Here is a 24,458-nt window from a genome sequence, read left to right as displayed (position 1 = left end):
TTTTAGATTTTAGATTGACTCGGCAGCCACAATCTGGGAGTTCTCCCTAACCTCTAAAATTTTTCGATCTTCACAACTTGAGTCGGGGGCTTGTATCCGTCTTTGGGTGTGGTTAGTCGATTTTAGATTGAAGAATTTTAGATTTACTTGCAGCTCCGTGAATCACCGGAGCTGCAACTTCGATCTAAAATTTTGGGCGGATGGCGACTCCTGTCGGAAACTTGTATCCGTTTTTGGGGGAGGTCACAGGAGATCCCTGGAAGCTGTCAATCTCGATCGCCAAATCGAAATTGTTGTCAACCTGTCCCTAGATTAACGGAACTGGCTCATTTCGATCGCACGTTCCAGATATTCACACAAGGTATATAGCAGAAATCTACCCGCAGTTGAGTGGCGCTGCCAAGAGCCGATCGGCACAATGATAGATGTTTGTCGTACAATCGGACTTAGTAGGCAGCCCCCAAGAGCCTTCGCCCATCGGGGATAAAAATTAACAGCGCATGACTTTCTCTTCGATAATTCGTACCCTGGGGCGATCGCCCCTAGCCACAGAACTTCTCAACAAGCTCAAACGGCATCACTGCCTCCAACTTAACGGCATCGCCCGCTTACCAAAAGGTTTAGTAGCTTCCGCCCTCGCACAGCAATCCGGGCGAAACCTATTGGCCGTGACGGCTACTTTGGAAGAAGCAGGCCGCTGGGTAGCTCAATTAGAGGCGATGGGCTGGCAAACCGTACATTTTTACCCAACTTCGGAAGCTTCCCCCTACGAGCTATCTTACTCCGACGAGAACGAAATGACGTGGGGGCAAATGCAGGTGCTGGCGGATTTGGTGGACAATGAACAAAAAAGCGCCAATTCGTCGAAGCCGATCGCGATTGTAGCCACAGAAAGAGCCCTCCAGCCTCACTTGCCGCCGCCGGACGCTTTTGAACCCTACTGTCTGACGCTGAAACGAGGCGAAGTTCAAGACTCGAAGATACTTGACCGCCAACTTGCCTCGATGGGGTACGATCGGGTGAATTTGGTGGAAACCGAGGGCCAGTGGAGCCGGCGGGGCGATATTGTCGATGTGTTTCCGGTGGCGGCAGAGTTGCCGGTGCGGCTGGAATGGTTCGGGGATACTTTGGATCAACTGCGCGAGTTCGATCCCTCGAACCAGCGATCGCTCGATAAGGTCGATCGATTAGTTTTAACTCCGACTAGCTTTAACCCAATTATTAAAGCAGTTTTAGCTGAAAAAAAGCTTGACAAAATCAACCAAATAGACTTGGTTGACACAGAAAATGAAGCCGAAAAATTTGTCCGCAGGCTGTTGGGTTTAGCGTTTGAAAAACCAGCTTGTTTGTTAGATTATTTGCCAGAAAATACTTTAGTTGTAGTTGACGAACCGCAAGGATGTGAAGGTCACAGCGACCGCTGGTTTGAGAATGCACAGGAACAGTGGGAAAGTTGCAATCAATCTGTTGTTGCGGATGGCGAAACGGAAAGATTGCCAATTGCTAATTTGCAGGTTCCGAAAATTCACCGCACTTTTACTGAATCGATCGCAGATGTCGCAGCTTTTGACAGGCTAGAACTTTCAGAATTAGCAGAAGATTCTACTACTCAAAAAATTAAAAGTTCCTCCGGGAACGAGCCGCTATCGCCTGCGATTAATTTGGCCAGCAGGCCTGTGCCGGTGATGCCCCACCAATTTGCGAAGCTGTCTCAAATGCTCCGCGAAGAGCGCGATCGGGGTTTTACGGTGTTTATGGTTTCGGCTCAACCGAGCCGATCGGTTTCTCTGCTGTCGGAACACGACTGTCCGGCTCAGTTTGTGGTGAATCCGCGCGATTTTTTGGCGATCGACAAGTTGCAGTTGCAGCACGTTCCTGTGGCTTTGAAGTACAGCGGGCTGGCAGAGTTGGAAGGGTTTATTCTGCCGACTTTTCGGATTGTGTTAATTAGCGATCGGGAATTCTACGGTCAGCATTCTCTCGCTACATTTAGCTACGTCCGCAAGCGCCGCCGCGCTGCTTCTAAAAAGGTTGACCCGAACAAGCTGAGTCCGGGGGATTTTGTGGTGCACCGCCAGCACGGAGTTGGCAAGTTTCTGAAGTTGGAACGCTTGACGATCGATCGGGAAACTCGCGAATATTTGGTGCTGCAATACGCTGACGGTACTCTCAGGGTAGCGGCGGATCAATTGGGTGCGCTGTCGCGGTTTCGGACTGTCGGCGAGAAAGTGCCGGATCTCAACAAGCTGACTGGTCAAACTTGGGAAAAAACTAAGACAAAAGTTCGCAAAGCGGTTAAAAAATTAGCGGTAGATTTGTTGAATCTTTACGCTAAAAGAGCTAAGCAACAGGGTTATGCTTTTCCTCCTGATATGCCTTGGCAGCAAGAGTTGGAGGATTCTTTTCCCTACCAACCAACGCCGGATCAGTTGAAGGCTACTCTGGATGTGAAACGCGACATGGAGGGCGATCGACCGATGGATCGCCTGGTCTGCGGCGATGTCGGTTTTGGCAAGACGGAGGTCGCTCTGAGAGCTATTTTTAAGGCGGTTACAGCGGGCAAGCAGGTGGCTTTGCTCGCACCGACGACAATTTTGACCCAACAGCACTATCACACCCTCAAAGAGCGTTTTTCGCCTTATCCGATCGAAGTTGGTTTGCTCAACCGCTTTCGCAGTGAAACCGAGCGCCGGGAGATTCACAAACGTTTAGCAACTGGGGAGTTAGATGTGATTGTCGGTACTCAATCTGTCTTGAGCAAAGCGATTAAATTTCGGGATTTGGGTTTGTTGGTGGTGGATGAAGAACAGCGGTTTGGGGTGAAGCAAAAGGAAGCGATTAAAGCTCTGAAAACCGAGGTTGATGTTTTGACTCTCACCGCGACGCCGATTCCCCGTACTCTGTATATGTCGCTGTCGGGGATTCGGGAGATGAGTTTGATTGCGACTCCGCCGCCGAGCCGCCGCCCGATTCAAACTCATTTGGCTCCCTACGATTTGGAGGTGGTGCGGACTGCAATTCGTCAAGAGTTGGACAGGGGGGGTCAGGTTTTTTATGTTGTACCCCGGATTGAGGGGATTGATGAGTTGGCGGATACGTTGCAGGAAATGGTTCCGGGGGCGAGAATTGCGATCGCCCACGGTCAAATGGATGCTGCGGAACTAGAATCGATCATGCTGACTTTCAGTGCGGCCCAGTTTGATATTTTGGTGTGCACTACGATTATTGAGTCGGGTTTGGATATTCCCCGTGTCAATACAATTTTGATTGAGGACGCGCAGAAGTTTGGTTTGGGTCAGCTTTACCAGTTGCGGGGACGGGTGGGACGTGCGGGGATTCAAGCTCACGCTTGGCTGTTTTATCCGAAGCAGAACAAGCTGTCGGATGCTGCAAGGCAGCGGTTGCGGGCCATTCAAGAGTTCGCGCAGTTGGGATCGGGCTATCAGTTGGCTGTCCGAGATATGGAAATTCGGGGATCTGGTGATATTTTGGGTACGGAACAGTCTGGTCAAATGGAGGCGATCGGTTTTGATTTGTATGCTGAAATGTTAGAGGAGGCAATTCGCGAAATTAAGGGTCAGGAAATTCCGAAAGTGGAGGATGCACAAATCGACCTGAGTTTGACGGCTTTTATTCCTGCCGATTACATCGGGGATTTGGATCAAAAGATGAGCGCTTACCGGTCTGTGGCTTCTGCTAATACTTTAGAAGAGTTGCAGCAGATTCGGGCCGATTGGTGCGATCGCTACGGGCCTATTCCTCTTCCGGCCCAGCAACTGATTCGTGTTGTCGAACTCAAACAAATCGCTAAGCAAATCGGTTTTTCTCGGATTAAACCGGAGAACAAGCAGCACATTGTTTTGGAAACGCCGATGGAGGAACCTGCTTGGAATTTGCTTAAGGCTAATTTGCCGGAACATTTACATTCTCGTTTTGTCTACAGTAAGGGCAAGGTTACTATTCGGGGTATGGCGGTTTTGAGTGCCGAAAAGCAGTTGGATAATTTGATTGATTGGTTGGGTAAAATGCAGGGTGCTTTGCCGGAAGCAAATGTTTTTTAAGATAATACCAATTTCTCTTTCCTCATGCAACAGTAGTCCTAGGGTGCGTCATGCCATTTGAGATTTTAGATTTGGGATTTGCGATTTAGAATCCAAAATCCCAAATCTAAAATCTCAAATTGACGCTCCGGACCTGACCAACTCTCGTTCGTGTAAACAACCCAGAGTTTCACTCTTTCCCAACACTATCTTTTGTGGAGTAAATCTCAAATCGAAAAATGGAAAATCGACGCTCCGCACGGGTTGCCAGAAACCGGGTTTTTCACAAAAATACTGGCTTAAAACCATTAATCTCGGTTAAAAAACCCGGTTTCTTTGTGGGCGAGTGCTTCATTCTGTTGACCGCTTGACAGTGGACAGATGAGGGCGACATCTACCTGGAAGTCCGAGGATTGGAGTAATGAATAGTCTGATTTTAATTTCTCCCGAAAAAGCTTTGGGCTTTAAACCAATTCTTTCTGGTAAGCCCTAAGAATCATACCGATAGAACCGGAAAAAATATTACTGCTGCTTTCATGATTGTATTAGCGGCAGAAAGGATTAAAATCGTGAAAAAGTTAGTGTGTGTTTTTTTTGCGATCGCGCTAGTGCAAGGAGTACCCATCGTGGTAAAAGCTCAACAAATAATCGACCCGATCGACCGGGTTGTGAATGCAGGACTGATGACTCAAGATGCCAGTGGCAATTTTAATGCTGAGGGCATTCTCAGTCGCGCCGATTTGGCGGTGATTTTAGTGAAAACTTTTGGTTTGGAACGGCGGAAAACCGCTCAGAAACCGGATATGGAATTGCCGGACGTACCCAAGAGTTACTGGGCTTACAGTGCGATTCAAACTGCTTTGAAAACGGGAACGATGAGGGGATATCGCGACGGAATGTTTTTCCCAAATCAAAGGGTGACTCGCGCTGAAGCTTTGGCAATTTTTGCTCAAGCTTACGGGGTTTTTCAGTTTCCCGAGGCCACCATTGCCGAGATTTTAGCTAAGTATCCAGATGCAGGGGAAATCCCTGATTGGGCTAGAAAGTCTATGGCTACTGCACTTTATGAAGGGTTTGTGAATGTTGATGTTGCAACTAATCAGATTAATCCTTTGAAGCCGATGACTCGCGGAGATATTGCTTACGCTTTGAGCAAGTATTTGGAGCGGCAGGTAAGGCCGACTTCTTTGCCTGTCCCGAATGAGGAGCCACCTAATCGCGGCATGGGGCGTTAAGGAGAATGTCCGAGGGGGAGAATGGGAGAATGGGAGAATGGGAGACGGTACAGTAGACGAGCAATTGCCAAAACCCCCAATTATCTTAAAATTATCTGCGTTAATCTGTGTTTATCTGCCTTACCAGAAAGAATTGGTTGAAAGCCTCTCACGAGTGAGGGAGAAATTAAAATCAGACTATTCATTACTCCAATCCTCTTCCTTCTAGGTAGAGGTCGCTCTCAAGCTGTCCCAGGTCAACTGTCAAGCGGTCAACTGTCAACTGAAATCTGCGGTTTCTGTATCAATGAATGATTTATGCAATAGCTCTAGTGCTTCGTTGCCGAACTTCTTTCTGCTGCAAAAAGTCCTGAAGCGTAGCTATCCCGTAGGGACTCGCCCGCAATTCCAACGCCATGCAAAATCCCGGAGCTTTGGTGACTGTTAAAGCAGCCATCAAACCCCCAGGATTTAAAGTTTTCCTCTTAAACGAGGCTCAAATTATTACCAATGGGTATTGCTCCCACCCAAAAACAGGTACCGTCCCACGTACAGTCACGAGCATCGATTCCCAAATTTTAGACTTTTGTTCAAGCTCTCAGATTCCTGAGGGCGAGTAAATCTAAAATCTAAAATCTAAAATCTAAAATCGACTGACTCACTCAGCAGTAGCCAATTCGGTACTGCCGCCGCCGCGCTTCCGCGTCAGGGTGTTGAAAAGCATCTGACCGACAGCTTTAATCAAATTGCCTTCTAACTCCATAAACATCTTCATGTTCATGCCAAAAGCTGCATTAGCTTCGTCAACAATGCGCTCTGCTGTAGCTTCGTCAATCGGCAATTCATTCATTGCCTGACGGTAGTTAGCTTTGAACTCTTTTTCATCAGGAATATCCTGGAATTCGTAAAAAGCAGTGCCTTCTCCCTCGGTAAGATTCATGCCGCGCTGAGCAATTCCCTTGAGGATTTGTCCGCCGGATAAATCGCCTAGGTAGCGAGTGTAAGACTGAGCTACTAACAGTTCCGGTGCGGTCGCCGAGATTTCGTGAATCCGCTGCACGTAGGCGCGAGCGGCTGGTGACGGGGATACTTGTTCCCGCCAATTTGCGCCGTAGTAGTAGAACAAATCTTTTTCTAAGCTTTGTTTGCGATTCAACTCAGAAAAGTAAATTTTTGAAACAACCGGATGCTGCTTTTGGCGTTCCATTTCCTCTTCCATTGCCGAGTAGACAAAGTAGAGGTTTCCTACTAACTTCCGGTAAGAAGTTTTTTCTACAACGCCTTTTAAAAAACACTTGACAAAACCGACGTTTTCTGCCATAGTGTGGGACTTTTTCGTTCCCTCGCGTAATTTGGTCGCTAAATTGATGCTCATGCTATATTGTCCAACCTTCTATTTTTGTGGTAGCTGATGGATGCGCCAAAAATCTAAAATTTACCTAAGCATTTACCTTAAATCAATTTGATGAGAGATTGTATTAATTTTTATAACAAAAGTTGGCAGTAGTCAGTAGTCAGTAGTCAGTTGGCAGTTGACAGTTGACAGTTGACAGTTGACAGTTGGCAGTAGTCAGTCATTCAGTAGCCATCGGTCATCAGTCATCAGTCATTCAGTAGCCATCAGTCATCAGCCACTAACTAATGACTAATGACTAATGATTCATCCTCGCCAGCAAACAACTGTCAACTGTCAACTGTCAACTGTCAACTGTCAACTGCCAACAGACTACTGCCAACTGCCAACTGCCACAGGTCAACTGTCAAGCGGTCAACTGTCAACTAACTTAGATGTCCAAGTCGAGGAGGTTGAGTTTGGGGCCGTAGGTTTCGATGAATTCGCGGCGGGGGGCGACTCGATCGCCCATTAAGATCGTAAAGATGCGATCGGCCTCTGCTGCGTCTTCAATCTCCACCCGTTTCAGCGTCCGAGTTTCCGGGTTCATCGTGGTATCCCACAACTGTGTCGGCATCATTTCGCCCAAACCTTTGAACCGCTGGATGGTGTAGTTGGCATTCGCCGGAAATTCGTTGCGGATCAGATTGTTCATTTCGCGATCGCTGTAACAGTAGTAGTGATTGCGTCCCCGTTCTACTTTGTATAGAGGAGGGCAGGCAATATAGATGTAACCTTGTTCTACAAGCGCGCGCTGGTAGCGGTAGAAGAAGGTCAGCAACAGCGTGCGGATGTGCGCCCCATCTACATCAGCGTCAGTCATGATCACTATGTGGTGATACCGCAATTGACCCGGATCGAATTCTTCGCCTTTGATGCCCAAACCCAGGGCTGTAATTAACGACTGAATTTCGTTATTTTTGTAGATTTTGGCGTCGTCGGTTTTCTCGATGTTGAGAATTTTACCGCGCAAAGGCAGGATTGCTTGGAATTGGCGATCGCGCCCTTGCTTCGCGCTGTTGTGCACAAAAATTCCCGCAGCTAAGGCAAAGTTGTGGCTGTTAGGCACTTCGATGTCGTAAACATCGTGTCGTTCCTCCAAATGTTCGATCGACACAACGCGGTGGTTGTAGTTACGAACCGCTTGGCGAGCACATACTTCGTCACCATTAAAGTAGCGATCGCAAAACGTCTCATACTTCAACAAACACTTGTCTTTTTTTGTCCTCCGATAAATATTGTAATAATCTACATTAATCCAGCCCCATTTCAATTGAACAGTCTTCAATGCTTCCAGAGTTTTGCGGTAATAAGTTTCGTCCAAAGCTGCTTTGCGTTTGCGGCGAAACTCCGGCGTCCACTGTTCCTTAGTTTTCTCCCGCCGCCAGTCCAGCAACTCCTCATTTTGCCACTGTTCTTTGGCAAATTGTGAATGAGCCTCCCGCGCTTCAGGATTGTTAGCAAAATGATTGCGAACCCGTTCCGACTGAGCTAAGCGGTTTTCTTCAGAGCTCCAATACTCTTGCTGCGCTTGGTTGAGCAGTTCATTATTTTGCTCGCGATAATCTTCATTAGTGTCGTAAAACTCCCGCCACTTGCTCGTCATGTAAGCTTTATACTCTTCATCTTCCCACTGAGCTTTCGCCTGTTCAGAGAGAATTTGCCTGGTTTCAGGATGCTGCATCCGCTCTTTCATCATCGCCCGAAATTCATCAGTCATGTGAGCTTGACGGCTCTTTTCAATGACATCCGGCCTGTGCAATGTTTTATCAAGGTTGGCGCGGTGTAAAGCCAAGTGATCCTCAGCGGGCATTCGCTGAATATTGGTCGGATTGTTGTTGAGTTTGTTGAAGTCAACGTGGTGGCGGTGATTGCCGTCTGATGCTTGATAAACACCGTGTTTCAGGTTGTAGAAATCCGATAACAGATGACTGTAAATCCACTTGTCACTGTTGGGATTCCAAACCATTTCGTAACCGTTAAGTCCCTGGCCCTGCTTGGTTTTTTCCGACAACTTGGTGTGGAACGGCATTAATGAATCGAACGGTGTCAGCATGGCTGCTGCTTTGTAAGTGCCATCCCGCAACATGAATGGATGGTCGGGGGTACAAGTGATTGTCTCCCCACTGTCTAATGTCAATTTGATAACTTCAGCATTTGCTTTAGTCATGCGAGCGTTAGTTATCCGCTCAAACCCGATGTTTCCACTCTCGCGAATCGTGTAGCAAAAGTGTTCTTTACCGTCGCGTTGTTCGTCAACTATCTCTTTGATAGTTTTTGTAGTACCGTCAGCTAATATTATTCCTTGAAATGAAAACAAACAGCCCCCTGCAGAATCCCCCTCGACCAGGTATATCTCAGACAGGGCGGGGTCTCTGGAGCTACAGTCCGCTAATTTCCCGGGCAAAGGAGACGATTCTAAGACGGATTTTCGGCGGACTAAATCGCGGGCGCGGCGGGCTGCTTCAGCGGCTTTAAATGCCTGAATTGCTTTTTCCAAAATAGCGTCGGCTACTTGGGGGCGAAACTCCAAATATTCTGTCAATACTTCGCCTACCAAGGAATCGACAATTCCCCGGACTTCGGTATTGCCTAGCTTAGTTTTAGTTTGACCTTCAAATTCCGGGTCTGGGACTTTGACCGAAATCACGGCTGTTAAACCTTCGCGGACGTTTTCGCCGGCGAGGTTGGGCTCGTTTTCTTTGATTTTGTTGCGCTTGCGGGCGATCGAATTCATCGTCCGCGTCAAGACAGCCTTCAAGCCTTCTAAGTGCGTACCGCCGTCGATCGTCCGAATGTTGTTCGCAAAACCCAGAACGTTGTCGCTAAAAGCATCGACGCACCACTGCAAAGACACTTCTATCTGCACGTTGTTGCGTTCGCCTTGCACGTAGATCACCTCTTCGTGCAGCGGCTGCTTCTCGCGGTTCATGTAGGTGACATATTCCTTGATGCCACCTTCGTAACAATAAGTTTCGACGTGGGGTTCGCTACTTTTGAGCAATTCCAAACGCCGATCGGCAAAAGTAATTCTCACGCCCGCATTCAGATAAGCCAATTCTCGCAAGCGTCCGGCAACTATAGCGTAATCAAACTCAATGCCAGTGCTAAATATCTGATGGTCTGGCAGGAAACTAACTGAAGTACCGGTGCGATTTCCTTTGCTGGGCTTGGCGCTAAGTTCGCTGACTGGAATGCCTCGTTCGTAGCGCTGCAAATGTTCTTTTTGGTCGCGCCAAACCGTCACCTCTACCCACTCCGAAAGCGCGTTAACAACGGAAATACCTACACCGTGCAACCCTCCAGAAACCTTGTAACCGCCGCCGCCAAACTTACCGCCGGCGTGCAGTACAGTCATTACTGTTTCGATTCCCGACTTGCCAGTCTTGGCAACGATGCCGGTGGGAATGCCGCGGCCGTCATCTGTGACAGTGACTGAACCGTCGGCGTTGAAGTCAACCTCGATGTGAGTGCAGTGGCCAGCCAGCGCCTCATCGATGGAATTGTCCACAACCTCGTAAACTAGATGGTGGAGTCCTCGCGGGCCGGTGGTACCGATGTACATCCCCGGTCGTTTGCGGACTGCTTCGAGACCTTCGAGAACTTGAATCTGGTCGGCGCTGTAGCTGCTGGTCATACAAAAATAGCTCCAATAATGAGGCCTTAAGCCCCAAAAGCTTCTAAAATGGGAAAACTCCTAAAATTATAGCACAAAACCGTTAATGGCGATGCTAGGGCTTTCTGAATGGAAATTTATCGGGGGGACGCAGGGGGAATAGTTTTGAGATTGCTTCGGGATGGACGAGGCGTAGCGCCGTCAATTAGCCGAAGGAGAGAGGATTCGGGGATTTGACGGTTTTTATGGGGAAATTAAATATGTTTTTTAAGTGTGCGACAGCTTATGTTTAGATTAATTACAATTTGCGGGGCGACGGCGACGGGGAAGTCAGGAGTGGCTGTGGCTTTAGCCGATCGACTGCAATCTTCGATCCTGAGCGCTGACTCCCGTCAAGTGTACCGCGAATTTGACATCGGAACGGCAAAACCGACGGCGGTCGATCGCGCGAATGTACCGCATCACTTAATTGACATCTGCGATCCGACAGAAACTCTAACACTCGCCCAATTCCAGCAGCAAGCTCAAAAATTAATTGCTGATGTCGATTTTCCCCTGAAAGGGCCGCTGTTTTTGGTGGGAGGAACGGGCTTGTATATCAAATCGATTGTCAGGGGTTTGAAAATTCCGAGGGTAGCGCCGATGCCCGAATTGCGATCGCAACTTGCCGAACTCGGACAATCTCAATGTTACGCGATTTTGCAGCAGGTCGATCGATCGGCCGCCGATAAAATTCACCTCAACGATTCCGTCAGAACCTTAAGAGCACTCGAAGTATTTTATGTCACCGGGCGCTCTATTTCCGAACAGCAGGGCGAAAATCCTCCCAATTATCCTATTCTACAAATTGGGTTGGATTGTGATATTGATGTTTTGGGCGATCGGATCGAACAGCGCACCGAACAAATGCTAGAACGCGGTTGGCTGGCTGAAGTAGAATATTTGTGTAAAAAATACGGCTGCGACTTACCGCTGTTGGATACCCTGGGCTATCAAGAAATGAAACAATATTTAGCTGGCGACATTAAGCTGGAAGAAGCCAAAGAATTAACAATTTTGCACACGCGGCAATTTGCGAAGAGACAGCGGACTTGGTTTCGAGCGTATCCTGAAATTGAATGGTTTGATGTTAGCACGCCTGATTTCTTGGAGCGGGTTTGGCAGAGAGTGCAGGAGTTTGTCAACGAAGATTTTGGCGATCGGCAATAATCCGAACCGGCTCGCACAAAAAACATAAAACCCAGAAACCCCCTTGCTCAACACCATAAAAAATTGAGGTTAAATTAAGTTAACGGGACTTAAACACTTTTAAGGTTTTTAAGTAAGGATAACACGCAGTGTTATCCTTACTCAACTTACCTAAAGTAAATAAGTATAGGTAAGTTTAGACAACTATTTGCCACTTAAGAATTGCTGCTGTCAGGGAAGCAGAATATTTCTGCCTTGAACCACTGTTTCAGACAAGAGGGAACATATCTTGGGTAATCGAGCTTGATGAAAAACCAGTTAAAGACGCTAACAATTCGCCAGTAGTAGCAAGGCGGATGAGGGTATCCTGCGCCTGAGCACCAGTGCCTTGGCTAATCGTCAACTGGTCAAATTTTAGACCGCTAGCTAATCCCAGTAAATCTTGACCAGTCTGGAAGTCAGTAATGGTGTCCACTCCTGCACCGGCGCTCAGCACAAAGATATCGCGACCCTCACCACCTGTGAGTAAATCATTGCCTAACCCACCATCAAGTAGGTCATCACCAGCACCACCCCTGACAGTATCATTTCCTAAATCACCAAAGAGGGTGTCATTTCCAAGGTTGCCGGAAAGTAGGTCATCGTCTTTACCGCCGCGGACAACATCATTACCTTTACCGCCATAGACGGTATCGTTCCCTTGGTTGCCATGGAGAACGTCTTCACCTTGATTGCCATAGAGTAAGTCATTACCCTTTCCGCCAAAAAGACTGTCATTTCCCAACTTACCGATTAAGACATCATCACCTTGACGACCTATGATGAGGTCGTTACTGTTAGTGCCAATTAGGGTGTCATTGCGATCGCTCCCCTCAAGTGTTAGCGTCGGTTCTGGAATCGGAGTGGGTGTCGGTTCTGGAATCGGAGTGGGTGTCGGTTCTGGAATCGGAGTGGGTGTCGGGGTGGGAGTGGGATTGGGTGTCCGGGTGGGAGTGGGATTAGGGCTTGGGGTGGGAGTGGGATTAGGGCTCGGGGTGGGAATCGGAGTGGGTGTCGGTTCTGGAATCGGAGTGGGTGGCGGTTCTGGAATCGGAGTGGGTGTCGGGATGGGAGTGGGATTAGGGGTCGGTTCTGGAATCGGATTGGGTGTCGGGGTGGGAGTGGGATTAGGGGTCGGGGTGGGATTAGGGGTCGGGGTGGGTGTCGGGGTGGGAGTGGGATTAGGGTCGCTAACAGCTTTCACTGTGACGATCGCTTTGGCCGTGTCACTAGCGCCATTGCTGTCACTCACCGTATAATCAAACGTCGCCTCTCCTGTGAAATTAGTAGCAGGGGTGAAAACGACATTACTATTTTGGTTGAGCACAACACTACCGTTAGTTGCATTGCCGACATTGCTAATATTTAAAGCATCGCCGTCCACATCGCTATCGTTAGCTAGCAGTGTTGTTAGAGCGATCGCAATTGCCGTATTTTGATTGGTGGTAGCTGTGTCATCTTGTGCGATCGGTGCATCGTTGACGGCAGTGATTTCCAGCGTCACAATTTGAGAGTCTGTCCCGCCTTTACCGTCGTTGACAGTATAGCTAAAGGTTCCAGCCGCACCCTTGGCATTTGCAACAGGAGCAAATAATAATCCTGTTAGTTTATCAACCGTTAAGGTATTTCCAACTGCCACTGCTGTATTATCAGCTAATCGAACCACACCTTTAGTTACATTTGGCACCGCGTCAATTGTAATAGTTAGTGGGTCGCTATTGGCATCAGTTGGTGCTGTGATACCCAAGGTTGTAGCGACGGCATCTTCTAAAATTGTTAGGGTTTTGTCATTGTTTGCTACTGGTGGGTTGTTGCTGGAAACCTCACCGACATTAACACTTATAGTCGCGATTGATGTCAATTCTGAAGTATCAAATGCAGTGACCGTGATAGTTCTCTCACCGTTCAACCCAGAAATATTAGCAAAAGTTGCTTGATACTTATTAGGTTCTGTCTGAGTCGCTACAGTAGTTTCGGTGGAATTTTCAAGAGTTCCATTACCGTTTATATCAAACGAAACCTTCACTGATTCAATACCAAAGTTATCAGTCGCTGTTACCTTCACTGTTAAATCGCTACTATTTGAAATTGCTGTACCAGTCGCAGGAAAGTCAATACTAACTGTGGGTGCTTCCTTTTTTATGATCTGCTCAACTATGTCGAGATCGAGTTCGGGTTCCTTAACATCTGATAAGGTCGCTCCAAACAAGCTTGTCCGACCAAAGCTATTGCCTAACGTAGGAAAGTAGGAAGCAAAACCAAGTTTAATATTGCTCCAGTCGTCAAAAATTGGATCGCCTTTTCGAGAATAGTCCCTGATCCGCTTACCACTTGTATCTGGGGACAATTGGTAAATGTAACTCATCAGGCTTTTATACGGAGCCTTAGATTTATAAATCTCTGGCTTATGGTCTGAAAGTCCAGGTGGAAAAGTTGTTTCAGTGTCGAGACCCCCATGACGCAATCCAAGCGTGTGTCCAAGCTCATGAACTAAGGTCTGCCCTTGAACAAATTCCCTAACTTCTTTTGTAGCGAAATCCTTTCCTTGAAGAGATATAATCAGGTCATTTCCAGGAATTGTACGCAGATCGCTTTGACTGTCAATAATCTTCCCACCCTGATCTACCAGCTTATAAAACGCTCCTTCTGCAATACCTGCATTGCCATTATTTAGTGTTGAGTTCAGATCGGCAAAAACAACGTAACGGAAAGCCAATTCCCTCGCTCGTTGCGTCGTTGTGCCGAAAAAATTATTTTTAATATCTTCAAAAGAACGGGCTACCTTACCTTCAACATTAGGTGATGTCTTCCCAAAGTAAACAACATCAATGTGTTTTCCAGTACCTGCTTCGGCAATCTGATCTCCACCTTGAAGATATAGCGGGTTGACAGGACCTCCTGCCAAAGGACTCATATTTCGATAAAGAGTCTTTCCAGCATCAACATGAACAGTGATGCCATTGCTGCCATCTGGATTTGTTAGCGGTGCCTTGGCAAACATTTTCACGAGAAAATCGATCGCTTCTGGTTCTGGAGAAAAATCACGGTTTATTGTTTTGCTTCCATTCGCGACCTGATCCGGCTTTAACCAATCAATTTCTAGAAACAGGTCTTTCCGAAGAGGGTTGGCTCCCATTGCCGCCAGGTTGAGGTCTATTTTCCCATCCCTGTCAATGTCAATTCCATTAGTCTCCCAATCATCTAGCAAGCCATCTCCATCGGTATCCAGATGCTCGGCACGCACCACCATATCCCCTCGATCCGTAGAAGCCCAAAAAGCAAGCCTGTGGTCTCCTGGTTGTTGCTTGCTAACATCTGTTGTGGCTTTGCCGAGAGGGTCATAGACGGCGATATTTTGAACTGTGGCGTCATTAATCTTATCACCTAGTTGGATGACAGGAATCGGACTGGTTTTATTAAAATCAAGTACATCAAGTGGTGCGGTAGGATATAGGGGTTTCTCCACTGTAACGCGAACAGTCCAAAGACCTTTTTGTTCTGAAAAAAAGAAAGGTAGATTAGTGAGCGGATTGTTGCGGCTAGGTTTGTTTGGCTTACCGATAAAAGAAACAACAAAGCTATCACCGGCCGTTATACTTTTTCCTTCTTTATCTAGGTAAGAAACAGCCACTCTATTGTCCAGATCAAAGGTATCTAAGAATATAGGATTCTCTGAGTCGTCATATCCTAATTCCGGTTTGGGTTCCTTATTATTTTCTCCGGCAATGGTAATGATTTTGCCAGTGCTATTGATCCTGGCAAAAATACCTGGGCCATCGCCTCGATCGCCTGCAAAAACAACGATGTTTCCATCATCGCTAATACCCGGACTCATACCCAGTTGAATAAATCCTATACTACCAGGAACTGGACTCGCAGTGGCGATATCAACAGACTTACTTAAGTCGTAATCAAACAACTTAATCGGCGAAGGTGGAGTCGTTCCATCCCCAAGCTTATTGCCAAACCGCACAACAATCTGTCCGTTGTCAGCAATCATGGGACGCGCTGCTACAGCAGATTGCGTTGAGAGCGGAATTGTATTATATGTAATAGATGCCTCAGTTGCTAATAACCGATTTACATCGTCTAAAGCAGAGAAAACTACTTCTCCCTTGTTGTTGATGCTTGGCTGGCTAAAGACGGTATCGAAAGAATCCAAAATACTGCCAGTAGTCGTTACAATATTTTCAAAATTTTCATCTTTTGTTGCTCCTGGCTTGTCAGCATTCCTGACCCTAATTGCGCCGATAGCTTTAAAATTAGCATCGATCCTTGAATCCTGAGTTACGATTTTGTTGTCATTATTAATCTGAACAGCCCGTGTGGAATTAGCAGCTACAGAATTACTCCCTGTAATATCTCTAATTGGTTCGCCATTGAACGGGCCAGCAAAAATATCAGTTGATATATCGGGAGTAGCCATAAAAGCTACGATGCCCTTATCATTAATCGATGGGTTGTCTCCTATACTTTTCCATCCCTTTTTATTTGCATCTGCAATGACATCGAATTTGTAAAAAGCGCTCATAAATTATTTCCTTGTTTGTTGTGGTATTTGCATTTCAGAAACAATGAGAATCTTTGTCCGCGTCAACTCAGTGAGTAGCAACCTCGCTTTTATCTTTCAGTGAATGAGCGATCGCACTTCGCCCATTCACTGAAACAAATTGGTGCAGCTAGTCTAATTACGATTGGGTTGATTGCGATTGGGTGAAAACAAACTTTCGTTTTCGATCGCGCATTTCGCTCGGATCTGAGGCATCGCGTAACCTGCGGAAAGTATTTGGCTTTAGGTTTTTAGGAGAGCAACGAGCCAGATAATGAAGGCGATCGCTACATAGCCTAGCCCTACAAAAACGATGATGAACTTGGGTACAGCACACCACCAAGCGATCTCAGGCCAGGGAGTTTTTACAGCGCCCCGAAGCATTTTCTCAAGCGCGAAATTTTCTGTTCGATCGAGTACCGCTGCCAGCCATTGCGCCCAAGCCAGTAGAATCGCTAAGTTGTACTCCAAAGTTCCAGGCGCGTGCAGCCTATCAGCAGCCATCTGGCTGCCTAAAGCGATCGCCGTTGAATAAGCCAGTAGAAAGAAATTATCCCAATACAGGCTGCTTAAAGCATCGTCGTATGCCCCCGCCTGCTGCCAGGAGGCAATCATGGCGCTAGCTTTCTCCTCATTGCCTGCCAATTCAAGAGAAACAATACCCCAGGGAGCTTTACCGGGGGTTTGGAGCGATCGCAGGTTTGTCTTTGGTGCCAATCCCAAAATCAGAGCAACTAACAGTCCCAATACTAGCCAATGAGTTAAACCACTGGGGATTAAATGGAGTGGATGCCACAATTGCATTTTCTTACCTCCTAAAGTTTTGGCGTCACGCGCACTACAGAAGGGGGGCGTGGAGTGTTATCGTCAATAAGAGACGAATCACGCCAACCTTCGACAAGATCCTGCATCTTCTGGACACGCTTCAATGCTTCGTCGCACCACCCCCCGGAGCGACGGTAGGGATATTTATCATTCTTATCCTGCTGCTCATTATTATCCTGCTGCTCATTCACCAGCGTCTCCCAGGGGAAACTATTGTCTCGCAACACCTGTTCCATACTTGTAAGTTCAGTCTCCAGCAGACCCATCAATACCTGAAAACGCACCCATTGATGATGTTTGAAATTGAAATCATTTAATATTTTTTCTCCAGCTATCTCCCCCTTTTCTTTCACCTTCTTAAGAGTTTTATTGTTCATAGACAAATTCAGTCCACCTTCACCATCACTTAAACGAATCTGCACCACCCGTTCCCTATAACTTGGCAGCATCGACTGGGTATTGTCGTGGTAGTTCTGCGCTGTTAACCAAATTGCCCGGATAAAATTGCTCAACTTGGGGATTTCTGCCCACTCCTGAACTGGGCGATGATTTGCCTTGGGAAGGTAAATTGATTGATAGAGTTCCTCTCTATCGACATCAAATTCGTCTAGGTGCTCGCCCAGGTTTTCTAGAACTGGATTGGTAACGACGCTGGCAGCATCTGCTTTTAGCTGAGTCTTCTTTTCGTCCTTAAATGCGTCGCGTGGCAACGAGGTCAGGTTGATTCCAAAAGTGGGGCGGCTTGGCAACCACTCATCGAAAAGGTGGATCGGAAAGTTACTAGAGATGCCTCCGTCACTAAACCAATTCAGTTGCAAATCCTCCTTCGTAAGTTGAAGTTTTTCTTTGCCTTGTTGGCGTTTCCAGGCAAATCTACTAATCGTGTAGAGAGGAACGGCAGCGAGCAATATAGGAAAGCTGAGGCTCATCCGCATCGCGACTGCCACTGGCAAATTGTCTGCTTCAGGCAAGAAATGAAAACCCTCAGGCAACTCGACGGTTTTGCTTCGGTAAGCACATCGCGTCATATATTCTACGACGTTCGGCGGAAATAGCTTGGAAAACTCTTCCTGATTAAAAATAAAAGCGTGGTTGTCGAAAGGCAGTACATAGGGTTTAGTGTGACTCAGGTTAGATGTCACCAGCTTGAGATCAATGCACTTTTGCTTTAGCTTGCCAACAGTAAGTGGCTCACCGTTTGCATCCATTCCGGCAAGATAGTTGATTTTGGCAGTCAGCCAATCAGTCAGCGCTTCCGAGCCATTAAATGTGGGATTGTTTTTTCGCCCACTGCACATTCCAAAAAAGTTATTCGGCACTTTTTTAGTAAGGGTGCCGTACAAATCATAGACACCAACACCTAAACCTCCAATCCACAACCCTATCCAAGCCAACGGTACGCTTAGTAGCAGCAAGAGTATAATAAAGCTCCCTCCGCTTAAACTACCACCCGTCAACTGAGCCATTAAAAAAAATACTAGAAAAGAGAAACCTGATAAGAACAATGCCAGGATTAAACCGATCGCAAAACCTCTACTCGATCCAATTGCGAACACCCTCTGGTGTTTGGAGCGAAAAGTTTTGCGAAGAAATCGAGCCAACTGGAAAAAGCCCAAGAATTTTTGCAGGGGACTTAGCTTTTGATATTTTTTATCGTTTGTTTTTTTCTTTTTTTCTTGTTGTTTACTGTAAATAAAAACAGCCTCCAAGGTGTCCATTAAGGGTTGGGTTTCTTCGGAAGGTTGAAATAGGTTGCGTAAGAAGTTTTCTTGACTAAGTTGGTCGCTTATATCCTTGAGCTTTGTAAAACCTCCCGTGTCCCGTCCGTATTCTGCGGCTGCTGTAACTGCTGCTGCGATCGCTCCGGCGGAGGTTCCTCCAATACTACGAAAGCGATACTTTTTCGCAAGCTTTAGAACAATCGGTGGATAAACAATTCCACTCGTCACACCCCCCTTCATGACTAAATCACATTCTTCTTTATCACCTAAAAACACTGAAGATTCAGTTGTATTCAAAAACTCTGTTGACATGGAACTTCTCCTTTCAAACTAAAACCAAAAGGGACGACATCTTCTTGATTTACAAAAGAGTCGTATAATCTGCCCCTGAGCGCGTTTTGCTAGGGCGTACATTTGCTTGCCAATATGTCGATGCTACCACAATAAATAATCTAATAAATACAAACGCTATGACTCTATAACTCAGTAGTTAGCTAAATGAACTATGTTTGACGGGAGTCGTTTTTTTGAGTTTGTGAAACTTGCGATCGCACTTTACCATCCCAACTGAAAAAAGAGCGATCGCCTGTATCATTGATGAGTGCAGAAGGCTGATTGTATGGGCGATCGCTCTTTTCCCTTCCAGATAACCAAAAAGCGATCGCACACCCATCTCTGCTGACCTAACAACGAATGCAAGTTTGCTTCAACTAAAGCTTTTAGAAGTTAGGTGGACAATACCGCCTTACCCGGATGTGGCGCACTAAATAGAATTCGACAATGATGCTAGTGGCACAGTTGAGGTGAAATAGGCAAAAAGCGATATTCACAACCCAAATGGGTTGGGAATGGCGCTATCTCTGTTACCGTGATGTACACAGGTTACGTTAGTAATAACATTGACCCTGCCATTTGTAGGGTTGCCATAATTGCCGCGAACAGTCCATGAAGGAGTCAAGTTTTTATCCTCTTGGAGAGAGCGGATTTCAATCGTGCGCGTAATTCTAGCCTCACCGTTAGTGTATTTGACAGTCACAGATCCTTCAGTATGAAATTGATTGCGGCACCTGGGGGTACGGATATTCATAGTGATTTTTGCGCCTTCCGCTTCCCAGTGACTGTAACCATCGGAAGCACTCGGACTTGTACCTGAAATGATTCCGTGTTCGACAGTAACGTTGCCAACCCAAACTGACCCGATATTCTTTTGAAAAGAAAAAGTTTCAACCTCATTCGCTAGCGCTATGGGAGAAATAATAGCACTAGCTAGAACTGCAAGAGTTCCGCTATTAATCAAGAGTTTCGCGTGCATAGTTAGATAGACCTTTAAACCATTAAATCGCCCAAAATCAGGAATTATTAATAATTAAAATTGAAAGTATAATTCCCCGCTGGTACATCAATACGAGTTGTTTGCCATTGCAAACCACCTGGGACGATACAGTTATCAGGTGTAACTTCAACAGACGAAAAAGCAACCGGTCCTAAATTGCTATAAACATTATCAGCAATAAAGGCATTTTGCTGACCTGGAGCTAATACAATGTTTCTGCATTCAGTTCCACGTACATTTCTCCCATCAAGAGTTTTATCTACTCTAGAAACTTGATAGTCTATGCCTACGTTGATATAACGATTTGTGTTGTTAGAAACATAGATGTCGGTGACTCCTCGCAAAATTTCATCTGAACTTGTAATAGTATGGATTGCTTGACCAGGTAGTGTGTTAGGGTCAATAGGATTTAAACCTTTCACTTGCTCTCCTACAAAATCAGCAACATCATCAAAAAAGTTACCCATCTCAAAATCTCTATTTACCTTGATAGTCGTCGCTTTTAGGTTGAAATTGACAGGTTCAACCTACCTTGATTCAGTAATAACCCGGATGCGACAGCTACGTCAGTGAGAAATAGTTATAAATAGTTATAACTTGGGTGCAAAATATGCTATATTTTTAAGTATAAATGCTTAATAACCTGCACTTGCGTACAGGAACCACGGCTCTTGCGCTCACACACCCGATAATTTTAAATAAATGACGATCGACGAAGCACTGCTTTTCCTAGACTCACTTCTCACACAAGAGCATCTCAACGATGTTCACATACTGGTATTGCGGCAGACTTGGGAAGGACGCTCTTATCCCGAGATTGCCAAAAGCGCTGGTTATGATGCCGAATATATTAAGTTTGTTGGCTTTCACTTATGGCAAGTTCTCAGTCGGGTATTCGGAGAAAAAGTTACCAAGAGTAACGTTCAGTCAGTTGTGCGACGGAAAGCACAACAGGCACAAATAACCGTCGCATCATCAAATAACAAACTAATTAGTGATAATATAAACGAAGAAGTTTATCAAAATATTACAGAAAATCACCCAATTGCAACTGATGTAACAAAACTCAACAAATCCCTTGATTGGGGAGAGGCAATTGATGTTTCCATTTTCTACGGACGTGCCGAAGAATTAGCCTTATTAGAACAGTGGCTGATCGTCGATCGCTGTCGCCTAGTGACTCTGTTGGGGATGGGTGGAATTGGCAAAACCTCTCTCTCTATCAAGATAGCAGAACGCATCCAAGAACAATTTGATTACATTGTCTGGCGCAGTCTCGGCAATGCTCCCTCGATCCTCGACTTGTTGGCAGAACTAATTCAATTTATCTCGAAACAGCAGGAAACGAATTTACCGACCACTGTCGATGCTAGAATCTCGCGACTGATGCACTATCTGCGACAGCATCGGTGTTTATTGATACTGGATAATGTTGAGTCAATTTTACAGGAAGGCGATCGCACGGGTCGTTATCGAAAGGGATATGAAGGATACGGTCAACTTCTGCGATGCGTAGCCGACATAAACCATAAAAGTACCTTACTACTAACCAGTCGAGAAAAACCTATCGGTTTAGGCGCTAAAGAAGGCAATAATTTGCCCGTTCGCTCATTACAACTGACAGGTTTAACAACCCCCGAAGCACGGGAAATTTTCCAGGGCATCGGGGTTTTTCAAGGGTCAGACTCCGAATGGGATATTTTGGTATCCCACTATGCTAGAAATCCCTTAGCTTTAAAAATGGTTGCTCCCGCCATCCGCGACTTGTTTGAGAGTAGCCTGAATAAATTTTTAGATTTTTTAAATCAAGGAGCCTTATTTTTTGATGATATTCGCAACTTACTAGACAGACAATTTAATCGTTTATCAAGTTTAGAAAAAAATATTATGTACTGGCTAGCTATCAATCGGGAGCCAGTCTCGTTGGCAGAATTACAACAAGATTTAGTGGCAAAAATAACTATCAAAGAATTACTAGAGGTTTTAGGTTCTCTGGTTAGACGTTCTCTGATCGAAAAAACCTCAGACGGCTACACTCAACAACCCGTCGTCATGGAATATATGACGGAACGATTAATCGAACAAGTCTGCAATGAGCTCGCAAACAGCGAAATTGACCTGATCTGCAGCCATGCTCTTCTCAAAGCGACAGCTAAAGAATACATCAGAGATACGCAAGCTCGTCTTATCCTCAAACCTATTGCCGAACAACTGCTTTTTACTTTTGAACCCCAGCAACTTATAGAAAATCAACTCAAGCCAATTCTCTCATCGCTGCGCGGTAAGCCCCGACTAGAAACTGGATATGTTGCGGGTAATATTATTAATCTCTTGCGTGAAATGCAGACAGATTTAAGCGGTTGGGATTTTTCTAATTTGATTGTTTGGCAAGCTTATTTACCCGATGCCAATTTGCATGGGGTAAACTTTGAGGGTGCTAATCTAGCTAATTCTGTTTTTGCTGAAGTTCTGGGCAGCGGTTTGTCGATCGCTTTTAGCCCGGATGGAAAACTTTTGGCAATGGGCGATACAAATGGTGAGATTCACTTGTGGCAAATGCCAGAAGCTAGACTGCTGAGAACTAGCAAAGAATACGGCAGCATTGTGTTATCCGCTGTTTTTAGTTTGGATGGGAAAACTCTTGCTACTGGCGGTAGTAATGGGACGATTTGTTGCTGGGATGTTAGTAGTTGGTCTATCCGTCAAATATTGCAGGGAAATACTAGGACTGTGCTGGGAGTTGCTTTCAGTCCTGATGGCAAGATTCTTGCTAGTAGCATCGGTGATGGGACTGTGCGTTTTTGGGATTGGAGTAATGGACGATGTTTGCTAACGTTGCTAGCACATCAAGGTCAGGCGTGGTCGATCGCATTCAGTGCAGACGGTAAGATTTTAGCTAGTGGCGGTGATGGCGGAAAGCTCAAACTGTGGGATGTCAGTACGGGACAATGCCTGAAAACGTTTCAGGGTGACAGCAGTCAGATTCGATCGCTTGCTTTGAGTCCGGATGGTAGAACAGTAGCCTGTGGCGGTGATGATTCTTTGATACGCCTCTGGGATATTAGCACGGGTGAAGTCCTGAGTATTTGCTCTGGACACGCACAGATAGTGCTATCTGTTGCCTTTAGTCCTGACGGTCAGACCTTAGCAAGTTGCAGCGAAGACGGCGCCGTGAGGTTATGGGAGGCTGCATCGGGTCAGTGCCGAAAAACACTGCAAGCACACACCAGTCGGGTGTCAGCCGTCGCGTTTAATCCTGATGGCAAAACTTTAGCGAGCACTGGTGAAGACGGTACGCTGAGACTGTGGGATGTCAGAAGAGGTCAATGTCTGAAAACAGTATCTGGGCAAAGCAATCCAATAAATTCGGTAGTTTTCTCACCCGACGGTCAAACATTAGCGAGTAGCGATCGCGCCGTCAGATTGTGGAATATAAAAATAGGACTGTGTTTTAAAAGCTTACACCAGGGACAGACTGGTCGGTTGAAATCAATTGCCTTTAGTCCCGATGGGCACTTGCTTGCAAGTGGCTTTGATGACACGACTATAAAGTTATGGGATGCTACCACCGGACTTTGCCTAAAAACTTTACAGGGTCATTCAGCTTGGGTTTGGGGAGTCGCCATCAGTCCGGACGGTAAGACGTTGGCGAGTTTCAGTGAGGATCGGACTATAAAACTATGGGAGATCCAGACAGGGCAGTGTCTTTATACTTGCGCCGAACATGAGGGCTGGGTGTTGGGAGTTGCTTTTAGCCCTTTAGGTCATATCCTCGCTTCTGCCAGTACCGATAATACCGTGAAGTTGTGGGATATCAGGACAGGGCAAGTTTTGAAAACTTTTACCGGACATACGGATTGGGTTTGGTCTGTTGCCTTTAGTCCTGATGGTAATATCCTGGTAAGCAGCAGTGGTGACAGTACCGTAAAGTTTTGGGATATTAATACCGAAGAATATCTCAAAACCCTAGAGGGACACGACGGTATTGTGTCATCACTCATGTTCAATCCTGATGGTACTAGCTTCGCTAGTGGCAGTCACGATCGAACTGTACGAGTGTGGGATGTTAGCACAGGTAGATGCTTGCAAATTCTCGAAGGACATGACAATTGGGTATGGTCAGTTGCCTATAGTCTAGATGGTCAAATACTTGCTAGTAGTAGCCAAGATGAGACGATTAAGCTTTGGAATGCTTTGACAGGGGAGTGCATTAAAACGCTGCCAGTACCCAAACTCTATGAAGGCATGAACATTACAAGTATCACGGGTTTAAGTGAGGCACAGAAAGCAACGCTGAAAGCACTAGGAGCAGTCGAGTTGGAAGTAGAAAGAGTTTGGGATATATCTACAATTCAATAGAATCCTTTTGACCCTTAAACTCTTAGACTTATGCTAAGTACAGCATTTCATAAATCCGTGACGAACTGAGCAACGGACTGGTGAGGGTTTAAGTAGCTCTATACCCCTACGAACTTGTGAAATCTGGCACTTAGGATAATCACAATCATTTGCCATAGAGATCGACGCCGAGCGAAGCTGA

At 46.1% G+C, this 24,458-nt stretch carries 12 protein-coding genes; 4 read left to right on the top strand and 8 right to left on the bottom strand.

The genetic code is table 11. From position 1 onward, the window contains the following. Window positions 1-500 precede the first annotated feature (500 nt). Together mfd and QUB63_RS06815 are read left to right on the top strand one after the other, a co-directional pair. Entirely contained in the window at window positions 501-4,061 is a 3,561-nt protein-coding gene (gene mfd / locus QUB63_RS06820; RefSeq protein WP_332944040.1) for a transcription-repair coupling factor, read from the top strand. 560 nt (window positions 4,062-4,621) lie between these two features. Beyond that, window positions 4,622-5,275, top strand: a complete 654-nt coding sequence (locus QUB63_RS06815) for an S-layer homology domain-containing protein (RefSeq protein ID WP_332944038.1) — start codon at window positions 4,622-4,624, stop codon at window positions 5,273-5,275. Between the two features lie 295 nt (window positions 5,276-5,570). Here the strand turns inward: QUB63_RS06815 and QUB63_RS06810 are convergent, their stop codons facing one another. The 3 genes from QUB63_RS06810 to gyrB all read right to left on the bottom strand — a co-directional run bounded on the left by QUB63_RS06810 (window position 5,571) and on the right by gyrB (window position 10,284). Further along, a complete protein-coding gene (locus QUB63_RS06810; RefSeq protein WP_332944037.1) occupies window positions 5,571-5,711 on the bottom strand; it encodes a hypothetical protein in 141 nt (46 codons plus the stop codon). 201 nt (window positions 5,712-5,912) lie between these two features. Further along, window positions 5,913-6,629, bottom strand: coding sequence for a biliverdin-producing heme oxygenase (locus tag QUB63_RS06805; RefSeq protein ID WP_332944035.1), 717 nt, complete (start codon window positions 6,627-6,629; stop codon window positions 5,913-5,915). Between the two features lie 409 nt (window positions 6,630-7,038). After that, window positions 7,039-10,284, bottom strand: a complete 3,246-nt coding sequence (gene gyrB, locus QUB63_RS06800; protein WP_332944034.1) for a DNA topoisomerase (ATP-hydrolyzing) subunit B — start codon at window positions 10,282-10,284, stop codon at window positions 7,039-7,041. Window positions 10,285-10,548: 264 nt separating this feature from the next. Between gyrB and miaA the strand changes: the two genes are divergently transcribed. After that, the gene (gene miaA, locus QUB63_RS06795; protein WP_332944033.1) at window positions 10,549-11,472 is read left to right on the top strand and encodes a tRNA (adenosine(37)-N6)-dimethylallyltransferase MiaA; all 924 of its coding nucleotides are present in this window, start codon (window positions 10,549-10,551) and stop codon (window positions 11,470-11,472) included. Between the two features lie 247 nt (window positions 11,473-11,719). Here miaA and QUB63_RS06790 read toward each other — a convergent pair whose 3' ends face one another. From QUB63_RS06790 to QUB63_RS06770, 5 genes are all read right to left on the bottom strand, one after another. Further along, on the bottom strand, window positions 11,720-16,021 hold the full coding sequence (locus QUB63_RS06790) for an Ig-like domain-containing protein (RefSeq protein WP_332944032.1): 4,302 nt from the start codon (window positions 16,019-16,021) through the stop codon (window positions 11,720-11,722). 261 nt (window positions 16,022-16,282) lie between these two features. Further along, entirely contained in the window at window positions 16,283-16,843 is a 561-nt protein-coding gene (locus QUB63_RS06785; protein WP_332944031.1) for a hypothetical protein, read from the bottom strand. Window positions 16,844-16,854: 11 nt separating this feature from the next. Beyond that, window positions 16,855-18,897, bottom strand: coding sequence for a patatin-like phospholipase family protein (locus tag QUB63_RS34995; RefSeq protein ID WP_442921773.1), 2,043 nt, complete (start codon window positions 18,895-18,897; stop codon window positions 16,855-16,857). 514 nt (window positions 18,898-19,411) lie between these two features. Beyond that, window positions 19,412-19,897: a hypothetical protein gene (locus QUB63_RS06775; protein ID WP_332944029.1), complete on the bottom strand. Its 486-nt coding sequence runs from the start codon at window positions 19,895-19,897 to the stop codon at window positions 19,412-19,414. Window positions 19,898-19,944: 47 nt separating this feature from the next. Then, window positions 19,945-20,385 carry a hypothetical protein gene (locus QUB63_RS06770; protein ID WP_332944028.1) on the bottom strand — a complete coding sequence of 147 codons (441 nt, stop codon included), beginning with the start codon at window positions 20,383-20,385 and terminating at the stop codon, window positions 19,945-19,947. Between the two features lie 235 nt (window positions 20,386-20,620). On the opposite strand from QUB63_RS06770, the gene QUB63_RS06765 reads away from it, so the two are divergent. After that, complete coding sequence (locus tag QUB63_RS06765; RefSeq protein ID WP_332944027.1) at window positions 20,621-24,277, top strand: NB-ARC domain-containing protein; 3,657 nt, start codon at window positions 20,621-20,623, stop codon at window positions 24,275-24,277. Window positions 24,278-24,458: the final 181 nt, after the last annotated feature.

Origin of the sequence: Microcoleus sp. ARI1-B5 (genome assembly GCF_036705795.1) — a bacterium.
GTDB lineage: Bacteria > Cyanobacteriota > Cyanobacteriia > Cyanobacteriales > Microcoleaceae > Microcoleus.
This window is presented reverse-complemented; position numbering and strand designations above follow the sequence as displayed.

Coding starts and splice junctions, on each gene's coding strand:
- gyrB (WP_332944034.1), bottom strand. CDS start 10,284: ATGACCAGCAGCTACAGCGCCGACCAGATTCAAGTTCTCGAAGGTCTC.
- QUB63_RS06810 (WP_332944037.1), bottom strand. CDS start 5,711: ATGGCTGCTTTAACAGTCACCAAAGCTCCGGGATTTTGCATGGCGTTG.
- QUB63_RS06790 (WP_332944032.1), bottom strand. CDS start 16,021: ATGAGCGCTTTTTACAAATTCGATGTCATTGCAGATGCAAATAAAAAG.
- mfd (WP_332944040.1), top strand. CDS start 501: ATGACTTTCTCTTCGATAATTCGTACCCTGGGGCGATCGCCCCTAGCC.
- QUB63_RS06765 (WP_332944027.1), top strand. CDS start 20,621: ATGACGATCGACGAAGCACTGCTTTTCCTAGACTCACTTCTCACACAA.
- miaA (WP_332944033.1), top strand. CDS start 10,549: ATGTTTAGATTAATTACAATTTGCGGGGCGACGGCGACGGGGAAGTCA.
- QUB63_RS06770 (WP_332944028.1), bottom strand. CDS start 20,385: ATGGGTAACTTTTTTGATGATGTTGCTGATTTTGTAGGAGAGCAAGTG.
- QUB63_RS06775 (WP_332944029.1), bottom strand. CDS start 19,897: ATGCACGCGAAACTCTTGATTAATAGCGGAACTCTTGCAGTTCTAGCT.
- QUB63_RS34995 (WP_442921773.1), bottom strand. CDS start 18,897: ATGTCAACAGAGTTTTTGAATACAACTGAATCTTCAGTGTTTTTAGGT.
- QUB63_RS06805 (WP_332944035.1), bottom strand. CDS start 6,629: ATGAGCATCAATTTAGCGACCAAATTACGCGAGGGAACGAAAAAGTCC.
- QUB63_RS06785 (WP_332944031.1), bottom strand. CDS start 16,843: ATGCAATTGTGGCATCCACTCCATTTAATCCCCAGTGGTTTAACTCAT.